This is a genomic window from Mucilaginibacter sp. PAMB04168, assembly GCF_039634365.2.
GTDB lineage: Bacteria > Bacteroidota > Bacteroidia > Sphingobacteriales > Sphingobacteriaceae > Mucilaginibacter.
In genome coordinates this window covers 4,236,506-4,255,654 of sequence record NZ_CP155079.2, presented here as the reverse complement: position 1 = coordinate 4,255,654, position 19,149 = coordinate 4,236,506, and the positions used below count along the sequence as shown (strand labels likewise).

At 45.5% G+C, this 19,149-nt stretch carries 14 protein-coding genes; 13 read left to right on the top strand and 1 reads right to left on the bottom strand.

From position 1 onward, the window contains the following. The first annotated feature begins 2 nt into the window (after positions 1 to 2). The 13 genes from treS to ABDD94_RS18040 all read left to right on the top strand — a co-directional run bounded on the left by treS (position 3) and on the right by ABDD94_RS18040 (position 17,875). Entirely contained in the window at positions 3 to 3,347 is a 3,345-nt protein-coding gene (gene treS / locus ABDD94_RS18100; protein ID WP_345953408.1) for a maltose alpha-D-glucosyltransferase, read from the top strand. Positions 3,348 to 3,349: 2 nt separating this feature from the next. Further along, positions 3,350 to 5,317: a 1,4-alpha-glucan branching protein GlgB gene (gene glgB / locus ABDD94_RS18095; RefSeq protein ID WP_345953407.1), complete on the top strand. Its 1,968-nt coding sequence runs from the start codon at positions 3,350 to 3,352 to the stop codon at positions 5,315 to 5,317. 302 nt (positions 5,318 to 5,619) lie between these two features. After that, the gene (locus ABDD94_RS18090) at positions 5,620 to 6,783 is read left to right on the top strand and encodes an extracellular solute-binding protein (RefSeq protein ID WP_345953406.1); all 1,164 of its coding nucleotides are present in this window, start codon (positions 5,620 to 5,622) and stop codon (positions 6,781 to 6,783) included. Continuing rightward, the gene (locus ABDD94_RS18085; RefSeq protein ID WP_345953404.1) at positions 6,776 to 7,930 is read left to right on the top strand and encodes a CaiB/BaiF CoA-transferase family protein; all 1,155 of its coding nucleotides are present in this window, start codon (positions 6,776 to 6,778) and stop codon (positions 7,928 to 7,930) included. Before ABDD94_RS18090 ends, ABDD94_RS18085 begins: the two co-directional genes overlap by 8 nt. Beyond that, positions 7,927 to 9,063, top strand: coding sequence for a CaiB/BaiF CoA-transferase family protein (locus tag ABDD94_RS18080; protein ID WP_345953403.1), 1,137 nt, complete (start codon positions 7,927 to 7,929; stop codon positions 9,061 to 9,063). Before ABDD94_RS18085 ends, ABDD94_RS18080 begins: the two co-directional genes overlap by 4 nt. Then, the gene (locus tag ABDD94_RS18075) at positions 9,060 to 10,298 is read left to right on the top strand and encodes an extracellular solute-binding protein (protein ID WP_345953402.1); all 1,239 of its coding nucleotides are present in this window, start codon (positions 9,060 to 9,062) and stop codon (positions 10,296 to 10,298) included. The genes ABDD94_RS18080 and ABDD94_RS18075 overlap by 4 nt, the downstream gene beginning before the upstream one ends. Before the next feature lies 1 nt (position 10,299). Further along, the gene (locus ABDD94_RS18070) at positions 10,300 to 11,379 is read left to right on the top strand and encodes a Gfo/Idh/MocA family oxidoreductase (protein WP_345953401.1); all 1,080 of its coding nucleotides are present in this window, start codon (positions 10,300 to 10,302) and stop codon (positions 11,377 to 11,379) included. Positions 11,380 to 11,474: 95 nt separating this feature from the next. Next, the gene (locus ABDD94_RS18065) at positions 11,475 to 11,915 is read left to right on the top strand and encodes a MaoC/PaaZ C-terminal domain-containing protein (protein WP_345953400.1); all 441 of its coding nucleotides are present in this window, start codon (positions 11,475 to 11,477) and stop codon (positions 11,913 to 11,915) included. Between the two features lie 25 nt (positions 11,916 to 11,940). Next, a complete protein-coding gene (fucP, locus tag ABDD94_RS18060) occupies positions 11,941 to 13,248 on the top strand; it encodes an L-fucose:H+ symporter permease (RefSeq protein WP_345953399.1) in 1,308 nt (435 codons plus the stop codon). Positions 13,249 to 13,253: 5 nt separating this feature from the next. Continuing rightward, positions 13,254 to 14,501, top strand: coding sequence for a ribulose-bisphosphate carboxylase large subunit family protein (locus tag ABDD94_RS18055; protein WP_345953398.1), 1,248 nt, complete (start codon positions 13,254 to 13,256; stop codon positions 14,499 to 14,501). Continuing rightward, entirely contained in the window at positions 14,498 to 15,892 is a 1,395-nt protein-coding gene (locus ABDD94_RS18050) for a four-carbon acid sugar kinase family protein (protein WP_345953397.1), read from the top strand. The genes ABDD94_RS18055 and ABDD94_RS18050 overlap by 4 nt, the downstream gene beginning before the upstream one ends. A 2-nt stretch (positions 15,893 to 15,894) precedes the next feature. Then, positions 15,895 to 16,554 (top strand): aspartate/glutamate racemase family protein, encoded by a 660-nt coding sequence (locus ABDD94_RS18045; protein ID WP_345953396.1) that lies wholly within the window; start codon positions 15,895 to 15,897, stop codon positions 16,552 to 16,554. 4 nt (positions 16,555 to 16,558) lie between these two features. Then, positions 16,559 to 17,875: a bile acid:sodium symporter family protein gene (locus ABDD94_RS18040; RefSeq protein ID WP_345953395.1), complete on the top strand. Its 1,317-nt coding sequence runs from the start codon at positions 16,559 to 16,561 to the stop codon at positions 17,873 to 17,875. 31 nt (positions 17,876 to 17,906) lie between these two features. Here ABDD94_RS18040 and ABDD94_RS18035 read toward each other — a convergent pair whose 3' ends face one another. Next, complete coding sequence (locus tag ABDD94_RS18035; RefSeq protein WP_345950707.1) at positions 17,907 to 19,124, bottom strand: hybrid sensor histidine kinase/response regulator; 1,218 nt, start codon at positions 19,122 to 19,124, stop codon at positions 17,907 to 17,909. Positions 19,125 to 19,149: the final 25 nt, after the last annotated feature.

The following is a 19,149-nucleotide window of genomic DNA, read 5'->3' as shown; positions in this document are numbered from 1 at the left end:
CCATGCCTCAGGATATAAACCAATTAGACGACAAATTACACTGGTATAAAGATGCCATCATTTACGAACTGCATATTAAGGCGTTCCGCGATGGTAACTGCGACGGTATAGGCGATTTTAAAGGCCTTATGGAAAAGCTGGATTACCTGCAGGATTTAGGTATAACTGCCATTTGGCTGCTACCCTTTTACCCATCGCCTTTACGTGATGATGGGTACGATATTTCTGACTACTATAACATCAACCCTTCATACGGTGATATAAAAGAATTCAGGCTGTTTTTAAAGGAGGCCCATAAAAGGGGGTTAAAGGTGATTACTGAGCTTGTTATTAATCACACCTCCGATCAGCACCCTTGGTTTCAGCGTGCGCGTAAAGCGCCTAAGGGTTCTGATAAGCGTAATTATTACGTTTGGACCGATGATCCGCAGCAATTTAAAGATGCCCGTATTATATTTCAGGATTACGAAGCCTCGAACTGGACCTGGGACCCTGTGGCGCAACAATACTACTGGCACCGTTTCTTTCATCACCAGCCGGATCTGAACTACGATAACCCGCAGGTACAGCAGGAAATATTTAAGATATTGGATTACTGGTGTAAAATGGGTGTAGACGGCTTCAGGCTCGATGCCGTACCTTATTTATTTGAGCGCGACGGCACCAATTGTGAAAACCTTCCTGAGACACACGATTTTCTAAAAAGCCTTCGTAAATATATAGATGACCGTTATCCGGGCACTTTGTTATTAGCCGAGGCTAATATGTGGCCGGAAGATTCGGCCGCCTACTTTGGTGATGGTGATGAGTGTCAGATGAATTATCACTTCCCTGTAATGCCGCGTATGTTTATGGCCTTACAAATGGAAGACAAATATCCTATTACCGATATTTTTGACCAAACCCCCGAAATACCCAATACCTGTCAATGGGCAATATTTCTGCGTAACCATGATGAGCTGACACTGGAGATGGTGACTGATGAAGAACGCGATTACATGTACAAAGTATATGTTAAAGATCCCAAAGCCCGTATTAACTTAGGTATAAGGCACCGCCTGGCGCCACTGCTGGAAAATAACCGCCGGAAGATAGAGTTGTTAAACGTGCTGTTGTTTTCACTCCCAGGTACACCGGTGATGTATTATGGCGATGAAATAGGCATGGGCGACAATTTTTACCTGGGCGACCGCGATGGTGTACGTACCCCTATGCAATGGGATTCCGATCGTAATGGCGGTTTCTCAGAAGCAAACCCGCAACGTTTGTACCTGCCAATGATCCTGGATCCGCAGTTTCATTATGAAGCAGTAAACGTCGATCTGCAATCACGTAACACATCATCGTTACTATGGTGGATGAAGCGTATAATTGCTACACGCAAAAAGTACAAAGCCTTCAGTCGGGGTGATATGAAGTTTGTACAGAGCGAAAACTCAAAAGTATTGGCCTTTACCCGTACTTATGAGGATCAAACCATGCTCATTATCTGTAACCTGTCGCGTTTTCCACAGCCGCTTGAGCTGGAACTGGCCGAGTATAAAGGCTATGTTCCGGTTGAGATATTGAGCCGTAACCGTTTCCCTATTATTAAAGAGGATGCACCATACTTTGTAACGCTTGGTTCATACGGTACGCAGGCTTTTGTTTTAGAAAAGGTCAATCCCGAAATAGGGGAAGATCAGCAATTACGTAACCTTACCCTGCAGCGCTGGAAAGATCTGATTAGCCGTGAAGTGTTTGAGGGATTAAGCAACGCCATACTGCCAGAATACCTCATGCGTATGCGGTGGTTTGGCGGCAAGGCGCGTGGAATGGAAACTGTAGCCATTGTTGATGCAGCTAATATTCCCCTTGCAGAAGGCAGTGCTTACACCTTGTTAATGGAAGTGGCTTACCGCGAGGGGCTACCAGACCTATACCAATTATCGGTTGCTTTTGCTACAGATCAGCAGGCGCGTAAGCTGCAAACCGAATATCCGCAGGCCATTATAGCTAATGTTACTGTTAATGGAGAGGAAGGGGTATTGTACGACGCGATATACGGCATTGATTTTCAGCAGGCCATTATAACTAATATGGGCCATCGTCATACTATACCACAATCGCGCGGCGAATTGGTATTTAGCGGCAACCGCGAATTAAAAGCGCACATAACCGAGCATCCGGAAACTAAGCCGAAAATGCTTTCGGCTGAGCAAAGCAATACTTCCATCACTTACGATAACGCTTTTTATCTTAAAATTTACCGTAAGGTTGACAGGGCCATTAACCCCGATATGGAACTGACCAAGTTTTTGAGTAACGAGGCTCAGTTCAAAAATATCCCGGGTTTTGTAGGCGCCATTGAATGGGATTTTGGCAAAGGTACCATGGTTTTGGGTATGATGCAGGAAATTGTAAAAGCCAACAGTGATAGCTGGGAGTACATGCTCGATCGTTTGAATGACTACAACGACGAATTACTTACTAATACCAACCCTAACCAAACCAATGTTGAAGTAGTTGGCAGTTTAACACAGCCCGTAGCTTACGAGCAAATTCCCGAAACGCTAAAGGCTAAGTTTGATGCAGCCGTAGCAGAACAGGTTAGGCTATTAGGCGAAAGGACCGGTGAAATGCACCTGGCTTTGGCATCAGAGCAAAACAATCCGGCATTTAAGCCAGAGGAGTACTCTTTGCATTACCAGCGTTCTTTATTTTCGGGACTGCAATCTGCTGTAAGAGTAGCATTCCAAAGCCTTAGCAGAAATTTGAAAAAGTTGCCTGACAGTGTGCGGAAAGAGGCCGAAGAGGTACTCGGCATGAAAGAAGAGATACTAACTATCCTTAAAAAGATATACAGCCGCAAGATTGATGTAACCAAGATACGCATACATGGTGATTACCACCTGGGGCAAGTGCTGTTTACCGGAAAGGATTTTATTATACTAGACTTTGAAGGCGAACCGGCACGTAGTTACAGCGAGCGCAGATTAAAGTATTCGCCATTACGTGATGTGGCGGGCATGATACGGTCCTTCCATTATGCGGCATTTGGCAGTTTGTTCTTGGATAATCAGATCAGGCCTGAAGATATTGAGCAGTTGATTCCGCATGTGGAACAATGGTATCATTACATGTCGGGCTTCTTCATGAGATCGTACCTCGACACCGTTAAAGGTTCATCCTTTGTGCCAAAACAAGTTGAAGATCTGGAGATCATGTTACAAACCTTCCTGCTGCAAAAAGCAGTGTATGAGTTAAACTATGAGCTTAATAACCGGCCCGACTGGGTGGTAGTGCCTTTAAGAGGCATTAAATCAATAGTAATGAAAAACAGACTCGCAGGAGCAACAATAGTATAAGCATGGAATATACAGTGGAAGATACCGCCCCTACACAAGAAACATTACCATGGTTCTCGTTATTCAGCGAGTTTGATATAAGCTTGTTTAAAGCGGGTAAGCATTATCAGCTATACAACAAGTTAGGTTCGCATCAGGTACAGCACTTGGGTCAAACAGGTACTTACTTTGCCGTCTGGGCACCTAACGCCAAAAATGTATCGGTAATTGGTAACTTTAACGGCTGGAACCGCAACGCACATGCCATGCATGTACGCTGGGACCATTCGGGTATATGGGAGCTTTTTATTCCGGAAGTGGCAGTGGGCGAGTGTTATAAATACTTTATCGAATCGCACAACGGTTATAAGGTAGAAAAAGGCGACCCATACGCTTATCATTGGGAAACGCCTCCGCATACGGCCACCATAACTTCCGATTTAAGCTATGCCTGGGCCGATGAGCAATGGATGACCAGCAGGCACCAGTCAAAGCCATTACAAAAGCCGTTATCTGTTTACGAAGTGCATTTGGGTTCATGGCGCCGTGTGCTCGATCCCGAAAGCCGGTTTATGACCTATAGGGAAATGGCCGTTGAGTTGACTGCATATTGTAAGGACATGAATTTTACGCATGTGGAGTTCATGCCCGTTATGGAGCATCCATTCTATGGCTCCTGGGGTTACCAGTTAACCGGCTACTTTGCACCATCAAGTCGGTACGGCAATGCACAGGATTTCATGTATCTGATTGACCAGTTGCATCAGGCCGGTATTGGTGTAATACTGGATTGGGTTCCATCGCATTTTCCTACTGATGAACATGGCCTGGGCTATTTTGACGGCACCCACCTGTATGAGTATGCCGATCCTCGGAAGGGTTTTCATCCCGATTGGAAAAGTTTAATATTCAATTTTTGCCGTAACGAGGTTAGAGCATTCTTAATATCAAATGCCCTGTATTGGCTTGATAAATATCATATAGATGGTTTACGTGTTGACGCCGTAGCTTCAATGCTTTATTTAGATTACTCTCGCAAAGAAGGGGAGTGGATACCTAATGAACATGGTGGGCGGGAGAACCTGGAGGCTATCAGCTTCCTACAGGAATTTAATGACGCGGTTCATCAACATCACCCTGATGTAATTACCATTGCCGAAGAATCGACCGCATGGCCAGGCGTTACCCAACCAACCAGCTGGGGTGGCTTAGGGTTTGATTTGAAGTGGATGATGGGCTGGATGCATGATACCTTAAGCTATTTTGAAAATGAGCCTTTGTACCGTAGCTATCACCAGGGCCAATTAACTTTTAGCTTGGTTTATGCCTTTACCGAAAAATTTGTGCTGCCGCTTTCACATGATGAAGTGGTGTACGGCAAGCATTCATTAATTAACAAAATGCCGGGTGATAACTGGCAGCAGTTTGCCAACCTCAGATTGCTTTACGGCTACATGTACGGACACCCAGGAGCAAAAATGATCTTCATGGGCGGTGATTTCGCTCAGCGACATGAGTGGGCGCATGATTACAGCATGGACTGGCACGAAACACATGATCCGCTGCACAAGGGTGTACAGCAGTGGCTTAAACAGCTAAACACACTATACAAGCAGTATCCTGCTTTTTATGAAAACAGTTACTCGCCCGATGGCTTTGAGTGGATTGATATGAATGATAGTGTAAATAGTGTGCTATCATGGGTGCGTAAGGGTTTTAATGAACAAGACAGACTGCTGTTTGTAGCAAACTTTACACCAGTAGTAAGGCACAATTATCGTATTGGTGTGCCACAATTGGGTGTATACCAAGAGATACTTAACTCGGATAACCTGAGTTATGGCGGTAGCGACGTACTTAATTCGGGTAATTTGGAAACTTACCCCATTCCTATGCATGGTAAACAACATTCGCTGTTGCTGACCTTGCCGCCATTGGGTATAACTATATTAAAATACGATACTTCCTTTGATTGGCTTTATACCGCATAATACGAATCAGGAAAAAGGTACTAAAGCCGCCCCAATTACGGGCGGCTTTTTTTGTGCCATTGAGATAGCCAAATAATAAACATACTTGGCTACCTTCTTAGCATATATTTTAACAGCATGCTATTGCTTGATGGTAAGATGTTATAATTCCTTGCATATATTGTATAAACAATAATAGGCTCAGGGCAATACATTTGCTATCTTACCAATTAACATAACGCATAACATACATCAAAGTATAGTACGATATCCGGAAGGATAAAATACAGATCAACTGATGTACTGTGATGCTTGTTACCTATATGTCTGATCAAATTATATTAAAGGGAATTACCTGGAACCATAGTCGTGGTTTTGTACCCATGACAGCGACTGCCCAGCGTTTTTCTGAATTAAATCCCGGTGTGGAAATTATATGGGAAAAACGCTCCCTGCAACAATTTGCCGATCTGTCTATCGAGCAGTTAGCTGCCCGTTATGATCTGCTGGTAATTGATCACCCTTGGGCTGGTTTTGCGGCTAACACCCGTACTATATTGCCTTTTGATGAATTTTTATCGCCAGAATTTTTGAAAGATCAGGAAGTAAATACAGTTGGCGAATCTTACATCAGCTATAACTTTCATGGCCAGCAATGGGCTTTGCCTATTGATGCCGCCACACCGGTGGCTGCAAGTCGCCCGGATTTATTGACTGCGCACGGTACCGACAAGCCATCAACTTATGATGAACTGATTGACCTGGCTAAACGCGGGTTGGTTGCTTGTCCACTTATACCAATAGATTCACTGATGACTTTCTATACCTTCTGCTGTTCATTAGGTGAAGATCCTTTTCAGCAGGAAGGCGAGGTGGTAAGTCGTGAAACAGGCATACAAGCCCTGCAGATGTACCGCCAGCTGGCGCAACTTGTTGATCCGGCTTGCTTCGGTTACAATCCCATTAAAGTATATGAGCGCATGACGCTTACTGATGATATTGCCTACTGCCCGTTTGCTTACGGCTATTCTAACTACTCACGTGAGGGTTATGCTCGCCGTGTACTGCATTTTCATGATATGGTAACGCTAAACGGCAAAACCAATCTGCGTTCCACATTGGGCGGTACAGGATTAGCCGTTTCATCGCAATGCCAGCACATTGATGTGGCTATGAAGTATGCGGAGTATGTAGCCTCGCCGGCTTGTCAGCAAGGTTTGTACACCGATAATGGCGGGCAGCCCGGGCACTTAAGTGCCTGGACGAGCAGCGCAACCAACAGTAAAACGCACAACTACTTCTCAAATACATTGCCCGCCTTACAACGCGCATTTTTGCGACCGCGGTACAATGGCTCTATGTATTTTCAGGATCATGGCGGCGATGTAGTGCGCAACTACCTCATGAATGGTGGTAGCGAACTGCAGGTGTTGGCTGATCTGGATAAATTGTATCAAACTTCAAGAGCAAATGTGCAGCATGGTTAAGCCCTTAGAAGGATTAGTGGTGCTGGAGTTCAGCCAGTTTATGGCCGGACCAACAGCGGGTCTGCGCCTGGCCGATTTGGGTGCGCGCGTTATTAAGATTGAGCGTCCGGTAAAAGGTGAGGCAGGTCGGCAAATTGCTATTCGCAACATCTTTGTAAATGGTGACAGCCTGGTTTTTCATACCATTAACCGTAACAAAGAATCATACGCGGCCGACTTGAAAGATCCGGAGGATTTAGAGCGCGTAAAGAAACTGATTGCACAGGCTGATGTAATTACCCATAACTTCCGTCCGGGTGTAATGGAAAAGATTGGGTTGGATTACGGGGCTGTGCAAGCCATAAATCCTAAAATTATATATGGCGTAGTTACCGGTTATGGCAGCAAAGGTCCTTGGGCATCAAGGCCAGGGCAGGATTTGCTCATCCAATCACTATCAGGTTTAACTTATCTGTCAGACACGCAGGATGCAGGTCCCGTGCCGTTTGGCTTGGCCGTTGCTGATATTATGTGCGGTGCACACTTTGTACAGGGTATTCTGGCTGCTTTAATTAAGCGCCATAAAACACAAAAAAGCGTATTAGTTGAGGTAAGTTTGCTCGAATCTGTACTTGACTTGCAATTCGAGTTCCTCACAACGCATCTGAACGATGGCGAAAAGCTGCCGCAACGCAGTAGCATAAAAGGTACAGGCCATCCCTATCTAAGCGCACCTTACGGCATTTACCGTACGGCCGATGGTTACCTTTCATTAGCCATGGGCAATTTGCATAAGATAGGAGAGGCTGTTGGTGTAGATTTAACAGCCTACGCTGAAAAAGCATCCTGGTTTGAACAGCGTGATGAGATTATGCAGTTGTTGGCCGGGCAATTACAAAATAGAAATACTGCTGAATGGCTGGCTTTACTGGAGCCGTTAGACATATGGTGTTCTGATGTATTAAACTATGCACAAAGCCTGCACCATGAGGCTTTCGAAGCGATGGGCATACAGCAGCATGTTATGCTACCCGGTGGCAAGCAACTAAGTACCACACGTTGCCCTATCCGTATTGATCATACAAGATTATACTCATCCGTAGCCGCCCCACGACCAGGCGCTCAAACCGAAATTATCAACCAACAATTTAATTTAACCGAAGCATGAGGCCTTTAGAAGATTATTTAGTGGTAGATTTTAGCCAGTTTCTATCCGGCCCATCGGCAGGTTTACGGTTGGCAGATTTAGGCGCGCGCGTTATCAAAATAGAACGACCAGATACCGGCGATATTTGCCGGCATTTATATACGTCAAACGTCATTATGAATGGCGAATCGTCGGTATTTCATGCCATTAACCGTAATAAAGAAAGCTTTACGGCTGATTTGAAAAGTGGTGATGACGTACAAAACGTTTGGGAACTGGTAAAAAAAGCTGACGTGGTAATGCATAATTACCGCCCCGGCGTAATGGAACGTTTAGGTTTTGATTATGAAAGTGTAAAAGCCGTGAACCCAACCGTTATTTATGGCGAAATTTCGGGCTACGGCAACGTTGGTCCGTGGAAGGATAAGCCAGGGCAGGATTTGCTGTTGCAGTCACTAACGGGTTTAACCTGGCTAACTGGCAATGCCGGTGGCCCGGTGCCTATGGGTTTGTCTATTATAGATATGCTGGCCGGTACGCATTTAACGCAAGGCATTTTAGCCTGCCTGGTTAGGCGCACATTAAAGAATGAAGGCGCATTGGTGCAGGTAAGTATGCTGGAGTCGGCTTATGACTTACAGTTTGAGGCCGTAACCACCTATTACTATGATGGCCTGCTGCCTGAGCGTTCTGCCAAAAACAATGCGCATGCTTATTTAGGGGCACCTTATGGGGTATATAAAACAGCCAATGGCTATATGGCTTTGGCAATGGGCTCTATACCTCAACTGGCACAGTTACTCCAATGCAATGCGCTTTTGCCTTATACCGAGGTAGCACAGGCGTTTCATCAGCGTGATGAAATTAAGACTATACTGGCCGATCACTTGCAAACTAACACCACCGAAAGCTGGCTGGCTGTTTTACAACCTGCCGATATATGGTGTGCAGAGGTGCTGGATTGGAAAACCCTGATGCAGCAGGAAGGCTTTAAGGCACTGGATATGATACAGGAAGTAACCATGAACGATGGCTACCAGTACCGTACCACCCGGTGCCCTATACGCATAGATGGTGAAATACTTACGTCATTCAAAGGATCGCCTGCTTTAGGGCAGGATACTCAAGCTATATTAAATGAGATGAGCAAATGAGCACCCCCGATACGATAAGAATAGCTGTACGCAAGTTTGGTCCTTTTGAAAGTGCCCTGCAAAAGCTTTGGGATGGTTACTGTGCCGAAACTGGCTGTACCTTAAAAGCCGAAATGGTGCCCATGGACCTGGATCTGCTTCATGAAACCATCATACAGAACAAAGGCTTGCAAAACGGCGACTGGGATATAGCACACTTGGTAACCGATTGGCTGTACAAAGCCTGGACTGATGGCTTACTGGAAGACTTAACGCCTTATATAAAACGGAACTCGCCTGAAGGGTATCCTGATGGATGGAGCCCCTCTTTGCTGTCTGCGCAGCAATACGGCGAATCCGTTGCGGGCTTGCCGTTTCATGATGGCCCTGAATGTTTCATCTACCGTAAAGATTTGTTTGAAGACCTAAACGAACAACGAGCATTTCAAGCTCAATATGGCAGGCCGTTGCAGGTGCCCCAAACCTGGGATGACTTCTTAGACGTTGCCCGGTTTTTTAATCGGCCTGAGCAAAACCTGTACGGAACCATCTTTGCAGGTTATCCCGACGGACACAATACCGTATTTGATTTTGTGCTCCAACTGTGGACACGCGGTGGAGAACTAACCGATGCCAGCGGCGAGGTAAATATTGACACACCGCAGGCTGTAAAAGCTCTTGAGTTCTACCGTAATGTTCTGAATGATGATACCGCTATTCACCCGCAATCATCACAATGCGAATCGGTAGCTATGGGCATGGCCTTTGCCCGTGGCGAGGCGGCTATGATGGTGAATTGGTTTGGTTTTGCCTCTATGTGTGAGGTAGTAGCTGAGTCGAACGTTAAAGGCAAGGTAGATATAGCAAACATACCTGCTGAACTGGGTAGCCAACCGGCATCATTAAATGTTTACTGGCTTTATACAATAGGTTCAGGTAGCCGGCATAAACAAAAAGCTTACGATTTTCTGCGCTTTGCCACTAACCGGCAAAATGATAAGCTGCTAACACTTGAAGGTGGCATAGGTTGTCGGCTTTCTACCTGGAACGATGCGGATATAAACAATACCATACCTTACTACCACAAGCTGGGCATGCTGCATGAGGTAGCTCGTTCGCTTCCTCAAAAACGTAACTGGGCTCAGATAGCACACGTTATTGACGAGGTAGTATTAGCTGCTGTTAATACGCAAACACCGGCTGAACAATTACTGCAGCAAGGCCAGCAAAAGATAAACCAATTAAGTAAAGACTAACATGCAAATACCTTATAAACCCATACTGCCGCAAAACCCGCAACCTATCATCATAATAGGTGCCGGCGGCATTGTGGGCGATGCACACCTGCCTGCCTACAAAAAAGCAGGTTTTCAGGTTTTTGGCATTACCAACCGTACGCGCGCCAAGGCCGAAAAACTGGCTACCGACTGGAATATACCAAACGTTTTTGATACCGTGGCTGATGCTGTAGCGCATGCTCCTGCCGGTACTGTATACGATGTTACTATTATGCCCGAAAAATTTGTAGAAACGCTGGAATTATTGCCTGATGGCAGCGGCGTGCTCATACAAAAGCCCATGGGCGATTATTTTTGGCAGAGTAAAGAGATTCTGGAGGTATGCCGCCGTAAAAAGCTGGCTGCTGCTATAAACTGTCAGCTGCGTTTTGCACCCTATGTAAGCGCTGCGCGCTACATGATTGAGCAGGGATTGATTGGACAAGTGTACGATATGGAAGTGCGGGTTACACTCGAAACTCCCTGGGAGTTATTTCCTTTTGTAATGGTACACCCACGATTAGAAATACAGTATCACAGCATTCATTATATAGACCTTATGCGGTCATTTTTGGGCGAGCCACGTACCGTTATGGCCAAAACGCTAAAACATCCTGCAAAGGAACTTTCATCGTCGCGTTCAACCATTTTATTTGATTATGGCGATACCATGCATGCCATTATCAATACCAATCACGATCACTCTTTTGGGCCGCACAACCAGGAAAGCTTTATTAAATGGGAGGGTACCAAAGGCGCTATCAAAGCCCGCATGGGCTTACTAATGGATTACCCGCATGGTGTACCCGATAAATTTGAGTATTGCATTGTGGAAGAAGGGAAGGTGCCTGAGTGGAAAGAAATGCAGTTAGAGGGGTCCTGGTTTCCGGATGCATTTATCGGTACCATGTCTAGCCTGATGCGCTATAAGGCTGGCGAAACTGATGTGCTGCCTACCAGTGTGGAAGACGTTATTAAAACTATGGCTGTAGTAGAAAGTGCTTACCAAAGCAGTGACGATGGTGGCGTGCTGATGGCTAATCAGTTAACAGATATCTGAATCAGCATTACTGAATTGAAAAATTAATAGAATTTATTTAGTGAATGACTGAAGGATGAAATACCAAAAGTTTAAATTCATAAGCCAAAAACATCATGTACTTTAAATCAACTTTTTTTGACGATTATACCGTAGGCGATAAACGTGTAACCTTGGGCCGTACCATTACCGAAACCGACTTTGTGGTTCATGCAGGCCATACCGGTGATTTCTTTCCGCACCATTTGGATGCTGAGTGGTGTGCTACCCAGCCGTTCAAGCAACGTATTGCTCATGGTACCATGATATTCAGTATTGGTATAGGGCTCACAGCATCTGAAATTAATCCTGAGGCATTTTCAAAAGGATATGATAAATTGCGTTTTGTAAAGCCGGTATTTATCGGTGATACCATACATTCGGAAGTAACCATCTCAGAAAAAGCTGACGCTAAAAAACCTGAGCAGGGTACGGTAACCGAACATGTAGAAGTCATCAATCAGCATGGCCAGGTTGTACTAGCATGTGATCATCTGCTGATTGTTAATCGCAAATAAACCAATTCATAAACCAATAAACAAAATGGCCATAATAACCGATAATGATTCGGGTTTAGTAACCGAAACCAACACACAGGGCAAAAGCTATACTTTGCCGTTTATTTTAATAACATGCCTGTTCTTTTTGTGGGGAATGGCGCACAATTTAGACTCTATCCTTATTCCGCACTTGAAAAAGGCTTGCCAGTTAGATAACCGGCAATCGACGTTGATTGATACAGCTGTATTTTTGGCCTATTTCTTAATGGCCATTCCAGCAGGAATGATGTTGAAAAAGTGGGGTTATAAGAACAGCATTTTGGCTGGTTTGGTCATATTTGCTATCGGGGCCTTATTATTTGTTCCGGCAGCAAATACGCTGGCTTATGGCATATTCTTGGTCGCTTTATTTATTATAGGTTGCGGATTAACCATATTGGAAACGGCAGCCAATCCTTATGCAACTGTATTGGGGGATCCGGCAGGGGCTACAACCCGTTTAAACCTGGCAGCGTCCTTTAATGGGCTGGCAGCTATGGTGGCGCCCTTGGTTGGTGCAAACTTCATTCTTTCTGGTAAGGAGTTTACGCCCGCACAACTATCAGCCATGACTGATACTGCCCGTGCAGCTTACCTGCAAGGCGAAGCTTCGGCGGTAAAGCTTCCCTATATTATTTTGGCTGCTGTTCTTATTCTGGTGGCGGTACTTTTTTATTTCATAAAGTTTCCGGAGATAAAAAATGTATCGAAAGAGCCTACTACAGGAGGGAGCTTTTTTGGTGTGCTAAAGCACCGTCATTTACTACTAGGTGTGTTTGCCCAGTTTTTTTATGTAGGTGCACAAGTTTGTGTAACCAGTTTTTTTATACGTATGGCTAAACAGGGCGGAGGACTTGATGAAAAAACAGCCGGTTATTACCTGGGTCTTTATGGCTTTTTATTTATGGCGGGCCGGTTTGTTGGCACTGCATTTTTGCGCTTCATGTCATCAGCTAAACTGCTGGCTATATATTCGGTTGTTGCAGTTGCCCTGTGTGCAATAGCTATATTAGGCAACGGCGCTTATGTCATTTATGCATTGGGTGCACTTGGTTTTTTCATGTCTATTATGTTCCCTACCATTTTTGCCTTGGGTATTGATGGTTTGGGCGACGATACGAAGCCAGGCTCCTCATGGTTGGTTATGTCTATTGTTGGCGGTGCTATCATTCCTTATGCTATGGCCACAGTTATTGATTACAGTAGCGACCGCATACAACCAGGTTACATAATTCCACTGGTGTGCTTCCTGTTTATCCTGTACTATGGCCTTAGCGGCTACAAAATTAAAAAGCACCTCATCACTACCTAATACACATGGAGCGAATAACCGGAAAATATTATATAGAAACACCTTACGAGCTTGAGAAAGCAGCTGCAGTGCTGGCAGGCGAGCAATCGAGCGGTACATTTGTGGCCATACCCGGCGAAACAGAGGAGCTTAAGCAACGCTTTGCAGCGCGGGTTGAAAAGATAATGCCTTTAGAGTCGGTTAAAGAGCCGGCTATACCGGGGGCGACCTCAAAAAGTGGCCTGTATCACAGAGCGAATATTGAGGTATCATGGTCAATTGAAAACTTTGGTTACAACTTGCCTGTACTTATTTCTACGCTACAAGGTAACTTGTATGAGCTTACGCAGTTTACTGGGCTTAAGCTGATGGACATTGAGTTGCCTGCTTCTTATAGCGGGCATTTTAAGGGTCCGCAATTTGGTATTACCGGTTGCCGCGAGCTTACACAGGTACAAGATAGACCATTGATAGGAACTATCATAAAGCCCAGCATTGGCATGTCGCCCCAGCAAACCGCTGCGCTGGTTAAAACCTTGGCTGAAGCAGGAATTGACTTTGTTAAAGATGATGAATTGCAGTCATCTGCCGCTAACTCTAAATTTGAGGACAGGGTTGATGCCATTATGCGGGTAATTAACGACCATGCCGATAAAACGGGTAAAAAGGTAATGTATGCTTTTAACATCAGCGATGAGACAGATAGTATGCTGCGCCGTTACGAATATATAGTAAATGCAGGCGGTACATGCGCCATGCTCAGCTTGAATAGCGTGGGGCTTTCGGGCGTTAAGAAGATTTGCGATCAGCGTCAACTGGCTATTCATGGGCACCGCAATGGCTGGGGTATGTTAAACCGCCATCCGCTGCTGGGTATTGAATTTCCGGCTTATCAAAAGCTATGGCGCTTGGCCGGTGTTGATCAGATTCATGTTAACGGTATCCAAAACAAATTCTGGGAGTCTGATGATTCTGTTGTACGGTCAATCGAAGCCTGTTTGCAACCATTAGCTAATGGAACAACGGTATTACCGGTGGTATCTTCAGGTCAATGGGGAGGGCAGGCATTTGAGACGTATCGTCGTACCCAAACGGTTGATTTGCTTTATATGGCCGGCGGGGGCATTATGGCGCACCCTGACGGGCCAACCGGCGGGGTTGTGGCTTTGCAACAAGCCTGGCAGGGGGCGGTTTACGGGTTAACCCAGCAAGAAGCAGTTAAAAAATATCCCGAGTTTGCCAATTCGGTTAAAAAGTTTGGCACCTCCTCATGAGTGAAAACAATCTTTTGTTAGCATATTATGGCGACGATTTCACCGGCTCCACCGATGCGCTTGAGTTTTTAAGCCGCGCCGGTATCAAAACAGTACTCTTTATGGAGCCACCCACGCCCGCACAATTGGCCCGTTATGAGGGGTTGCAGGCGGTAGGCGTAGCCGGTTTAACCCGATCTATGCCGCCTGATGAAATGGAGCAGGTGTTACTTCCGGCGTTTGCGGCTTTAAAAGCCTTAGGTGCGCCTCATGTGCATTATAAAGTTTGTTCTACGTTTGATTCCTCACCGCAAATTGGCAGCATTGGCCGCGCGGCAGATGTTGGTGCCAGTGTTTTTCAAGCAGCTTTTATACCCCTGTTGGTTGCCGCACCTGCATTAGGCCGTTATTGTTTGTTTGGTAACCTGTTTGCCCGTATGGGTATTGGCACACAAGGACAGATCTACCGTTTAGATAGGCATCCATCAATGAGCAGGCACCCAGTTACTCCGGCCGATGAAAGTGATTTGCGCCTGCATTTAAGTAAGCAGACGCAAAAGAAGGTAGGCTTGCTGGATATATTACAGATTAGCCAATTGATAGAACAGGCACAACAGACACTTGAAAAAACGATAGCGGATGGTGCCGATATTGTATTATTTGACGGTTTAAGTCAGGAGCACTTGTTGCAGGTTGGCCAGTTGATTGATGCATATGCCAGCAGTAACAGGCCTTTATTCTCTATCGGGTCATCTGGTATTGAGATGGCCTTAGGCGGATATTGGGAGATATTAGATAAAGTGACACCAGCTTCGGTATGGCGCAACACCGGTAAAGTGGAGGCAATCCTGGTTGTTTCGGGTAGTTGCTCACCGGTTACCGCCAAACAGATTGAGGCCGCTTTAGCCAACGGCTTTGCTGGTATTGCTATTGATACCACCGCATTAGTAGCGGGCGCTGACATTGAAACCTTGCTTGCGCCTTACATACAACAGGCGTCGGCTTATATACAGCAGGGGCGTAGCGTTATTGTACATACCAGCATAGGCGGAGATGACAGCCGCATTATGGCTGCACACCAGCAATTACTCAATAAAGGATTAAATGAGCAAGCCATACGCACGCAGAGCGCCCAGCTTTTGGGTACTGCGCTTGGCCGGGTAGCCGATGGTGTAATTAGCCAAACCAAGCTGCGCCGACTAGTAATAGCTGGTGGCGATACATCAAGCTATGCAGCACGTGCCCTGGGTATTGAAGCTGTGGAAATGATAGCGCCGGTTACGCCTGGTGCGCCATTATGTAAAGCCTACGCACCCGGTAAGCCGGTAGACGGACTTGAGGTGAATATTAAAGGCGGACAAGTAGGCGACGAGAATTATTTTTTAACCGTATTAAAAGGAAAACCTTTGTAACCATGAAACAAAAGACTTTAGGCCTGATACACACATCAGCTACACTGATACCGGTATTTCAGCAATTATGCCAGCAACATTTGCCGGGAGTGGCAACCTTCAATATTGTTGATGATAGCCTGGTTAAAAACATTATAGCACGTGGCGAGCTTACAACATCCATCAGCAAGCGTGTGGCCGATTATGTTTCATCAGCCGAAGATTCGGGAGCCGATTATATTTTGGTTACCTGCTCATCTATAGGGGCAGCTGTTGAAGCTGCTGCAGAGAACAGCAAAGTGCCTGTACTGCGTGTTGATCAGCCTATGGCTGATGAAGCCGTACAAATGGGCAAGCGTATTGGCGTGATAGCAACATTATCAACCACCTTAGAGCCCACCAGTGATTTGGTAAAACGCCGGGCGGCGGCCGCCGGCAAAGAAATTGAACTGGTACCCAAATTGTGCGAGGGGGCTTTTGATGCCCTGATGAGCGGCGATGCTGCTACGCACGACGCTATAGTAACTGAGGCCCTGCGCGATCTTTCTACCCAGGTAGATGTGATCTTGCTGGCACAGGCTTCTATGGCCCGGGTGGTAGATGGGTTAAGCGATGCCGATAAGCAAGTGCCTATTGTGGCCAGTCCGCCTAACGCTATCAAGTATTTGGCTTCCATAATATAAGGGCATGAAAGCGCTTCGTAAACTTTGTTTGGCCCTGTGCCTGCTATCCGCATTGGCCCTTATATGGGGGCTGCTAAGTGCACAGAGCCTTATTTGGCAGCCTGCCGCTGTGGCTGTGTGCTTAATGGGGGCTATTGGCATTGGAGCAGTACCTGCGTTGCAAAACTACCAGTATACAGCCTGGATTATTACTGCTGTAGTTGCAGCCATGATATATCCGGCTGCTTTTTTGAAATGGGGCAGCTTTGATTTGCGTAACAAGTGGCTCATACTGGTGGTGGTGCAAATAGTAATGTTTGGTATGGGCATACAAATGAGTTTACGTGATTTTACCGGCTTAGGCAGTACCGGTAAAGGCGTTTTGATTGGTTTGACTTGCCATTTTACTATTATGCCGCTTACAGGGTTTTTGCTTACCAAGATTCTTCATTTTGAACCAGAAATTGCCGCTGGTATAATCCTTATTGGTTCATGTTCCAGCGGTTTGGCATCAAACGTAATGGTGTATTTGGCAAGGGCTAACCTGATATTGTCAGTTACAGTTACCGCTATGGCAACCTTGGCTGCACCATTTCTTACGCCGGTGTTAATGAAACTGCTGGCCGGCACGCTTATTCAGATCAAATTCATTAATATGATGATGGAGATTATTAAGATTGTGTTGGTACCTATTGGTGCGGCCTTGCTTCATGATTATTTGAAGCGGGCTTTAAGCGCAAAGCGCCGTATGGTATACCTGATTGCAACGGCCTGTATGTTGTACTTGCTGGCATTGCCTATGGGGCTCTACCATGTTCAGCAAAATTATTTGCCCGAAGCAGCCATGCAATCGGTAGAAGTGTTCGGGTTTTTGGTTGGCGCTTTTGTAGTGGGCGCCGCCTATCATCAGTTATACCGTGCAAAGCCTAAGGTGGATCAGTATATACCTTATTTGTCCATGTTTGGCATTATTTATTTTACGGCGGTTACCACTGCCGCAGGTAGGGAAAACCTACTGCATGTAGGTTTGCTGCTGTTTCTGGCCTCTGTATTTCATAATGGCGCCGGTTACTTTTTCGGTTATTGGCTGAGCCGGCTTTTTGGTCTCGACAAAAACTCAAGCCGTACCGTCGCATTTGAAGTTGGCTTGCAAAATGGTGGTATGGCTTCTGGTTTGGCGGGCACTATGGGCAAATTAGCTACTGTAGGGCTGGCTGCTGCGGTATTCAGCCCTTGGATGAACATTTCGGGATCTATTTTAGCTAATTACTGGCGAAGAAAGCCGGCTGATGATATACCAGAAACGAATGTGGATGTTATGCACAGCAAACAAGATTTATAACAGCTAACTGAATTTGCATTGTGAGAGCTCATCATTCGGTAGGCATGGTAAACTTGAAACAGGTACCTTGACCAACTTCGCTTTCTACGCTGATTGTACCACCATGCTGAACAACGAAGTCTTTTACCAGCATCAACCCTAAACCCGTGCCTCTTTCCTGACTGGTGCCTAACACTGTTGGAAACCCTGATCTGTTGAACAGCTTACTCATGGTCTCTTTAGACATGCCAACGCCTGCATCCTGCACACATATCTCCACCATGTCTTCAACAGGTGTAGCGGTAACTTTTACAGAACTGCCGCCCGGCGGGGTGAATTTTATGGCGTTTGTAACCAGGTTCTGTAAAACCGACCGCAGCATATAAAGATCGGCATTCACATAAAGGCCGTGCTCAATATTGTTCTCCAAGGCGATGCTTTTTTGCACAGCGTTTTCTTTCAATAACTCTAACGCATCATTAATACCTTCAAAAAGATGGATACGTTCACGCTTTAAGTCTATTTTTTCGCGTTGGGTTTTTGCCCATTCAACCAATTCATTGAGCTGGTTCAGTATTTTCTTTGATGTTTTATGAATAATGCCCGAGAACATTTTGATCTGTTCCGGTCTTAGCTTTTCTGCGTCCCGCATCAGGTTCTCTGATGATACCAGTAAAGAGGTAAGCGGGTTGCGAAGGTCATGAGAGATAACAGAAAGAAACTTATCTTTTGACTCATTAAGCGCTCTCAACTCTTCGTTAACGTTCTCCAGCTCGGTTGTACGTTCAAGCACGCGCTGTTCCAGTTCCAGGTTTAGCTTAACCAGGTCATTATTAATAGCTTGGAGTTTTTCTTCCTGCTGCATCAATAACCGGTTCTTTTTATGCAGCTCGGCAAAAATAGCTACTTTAGAACGGAGGATATCCGGGTTGAAAGGTTTTCTTACAAAGTCGACAGCGCCAGCCTTGTAGCCCTTAAACATGGCCGCCTCTTCATAGTCATGCGCGGTAATAAAAATGATGGGAATGTCCTTCAATTTATCACGCTGGTAAATCAACTCTGCGGTTTCATAACCATCCATGATCGGCATTTTCACGTCCAGTAATATCAGTGAAAAATCTTCCTCTTTAAGCAAAATCCTCAATGCCTCTCTTCCGGAAGCAGCTTTCGAGAAGGAATATCCTTCCTTCTCGAGTACCACTTCCATAGACATTAAATTGTTCTCATTATCATCAACCAAAAGTATTTTTATGGCTGTATCTGTACCCATTTATTAATCTATTTAGTACTGTTTG

What these genes read in the sequence shown, in the direction of transcription:
- ABDD94_RS18080 (WP_345953403.1), top strand. Translation starts at nt 7,927, where the DNA reads ATGAGGCCTTTAGAAGATTATTTAGTGGTAGATTTTAGCCAGTTTCTA.
- ABDD94_RS18085 (WP_345953404.1), top strand. Translation starts at nt 6,776, where the DNA reads ATGGTTAAGCCCTTAGAAGGATTAGTGGTGCTGGAGTTCAGCCAGTTT.
- treS (WP_345953408.1), top strand. Translation starts at nt 3, where the DNA reads ATGCCTCAGGATATAAACCAATTAGACGACAAATTACACTGGTATAAA.
- fucP (WP_345953399.1), top strand. Translation starts at nt 11,941, where the DNA reads ATGGCCATAATAACCGATAATGATTCGGGTTTAGTAACCGAAACCAAC.
- ABDD94_RS18065 (WP_345953400.1), top strand. Translation starts at nt 11,475, where the DNA reads ATGTACTTTAAATCAACTTTTTTTGACGATTATACCGTAGGCGATAAA.
- ABDD94_RS18055 (WP_345953398.1), top strand. Translation starts at nt 13,254, where the DNA reads ATGGAGCGAATAACCGGAAAATATTATATAGAAACACCTTACGAGCTT.
- glgB (WP_345953407.1), top strand. Translation starts at nt 3,350, where the DNA reads ATGGAATATACAGTGGAAGATACCGCCCCTACACAAGAAACATTACCA.
- ABDD94_RS18045 (WP_345953396.1), top strand. Translation starts at nt 15,895, where the DNA reads ATGAAACAAAAGACTTTAGGCCTGATACACACATCAGCTACACTGATA.
- ABDD94_RS18050 (WP_345953397.1), top strand. Translation starts at nt 14,498, where the DNA reads ATGAGTGAAAACAATCTTTTGTTAGCATATTATGGCGACGATTTCACC.
- ABDD94_RS18070 (WP_345953401.1), top strand. Translation starts at nt 10,300, where the DNA reads ATGCAAATACCTTATAAACCCATACTGCCGCAAAACCCGCAACCTATC.
- ABDD94_RS18090 (WP_345953406.1), top strand. Translation starts at nt 5,620, where the DNA reads ATGTCTGATCAAATTATATTAAAGGGAATTACCTGGAACCATAGTCGT.
- ABDD94_RS18075 (WP_345953402.1), top strand. Translation starts at nt 9,060, where the DNA reads ATGAGCACCCCCGATACGATAAGAATAGCTGTACGCAAGTTTGGTCCT.
- ABDD94_RS18040 (WP_345953395.1), top strand. Translation starts at nt 16,559, where the DNA reads ATGAAAGCGCTTCGTAAACTTTGTTTGGCCCTGTGCCTGCTATCCGCA.
- ABDD94_RS18035 (WP_345950707.1), bottom strand. Translation starts at nt 19,124, where the DNA reads ATGGGTACAGATACAGCCATAAAAATACTTTTGGTTGATGATAATGAG.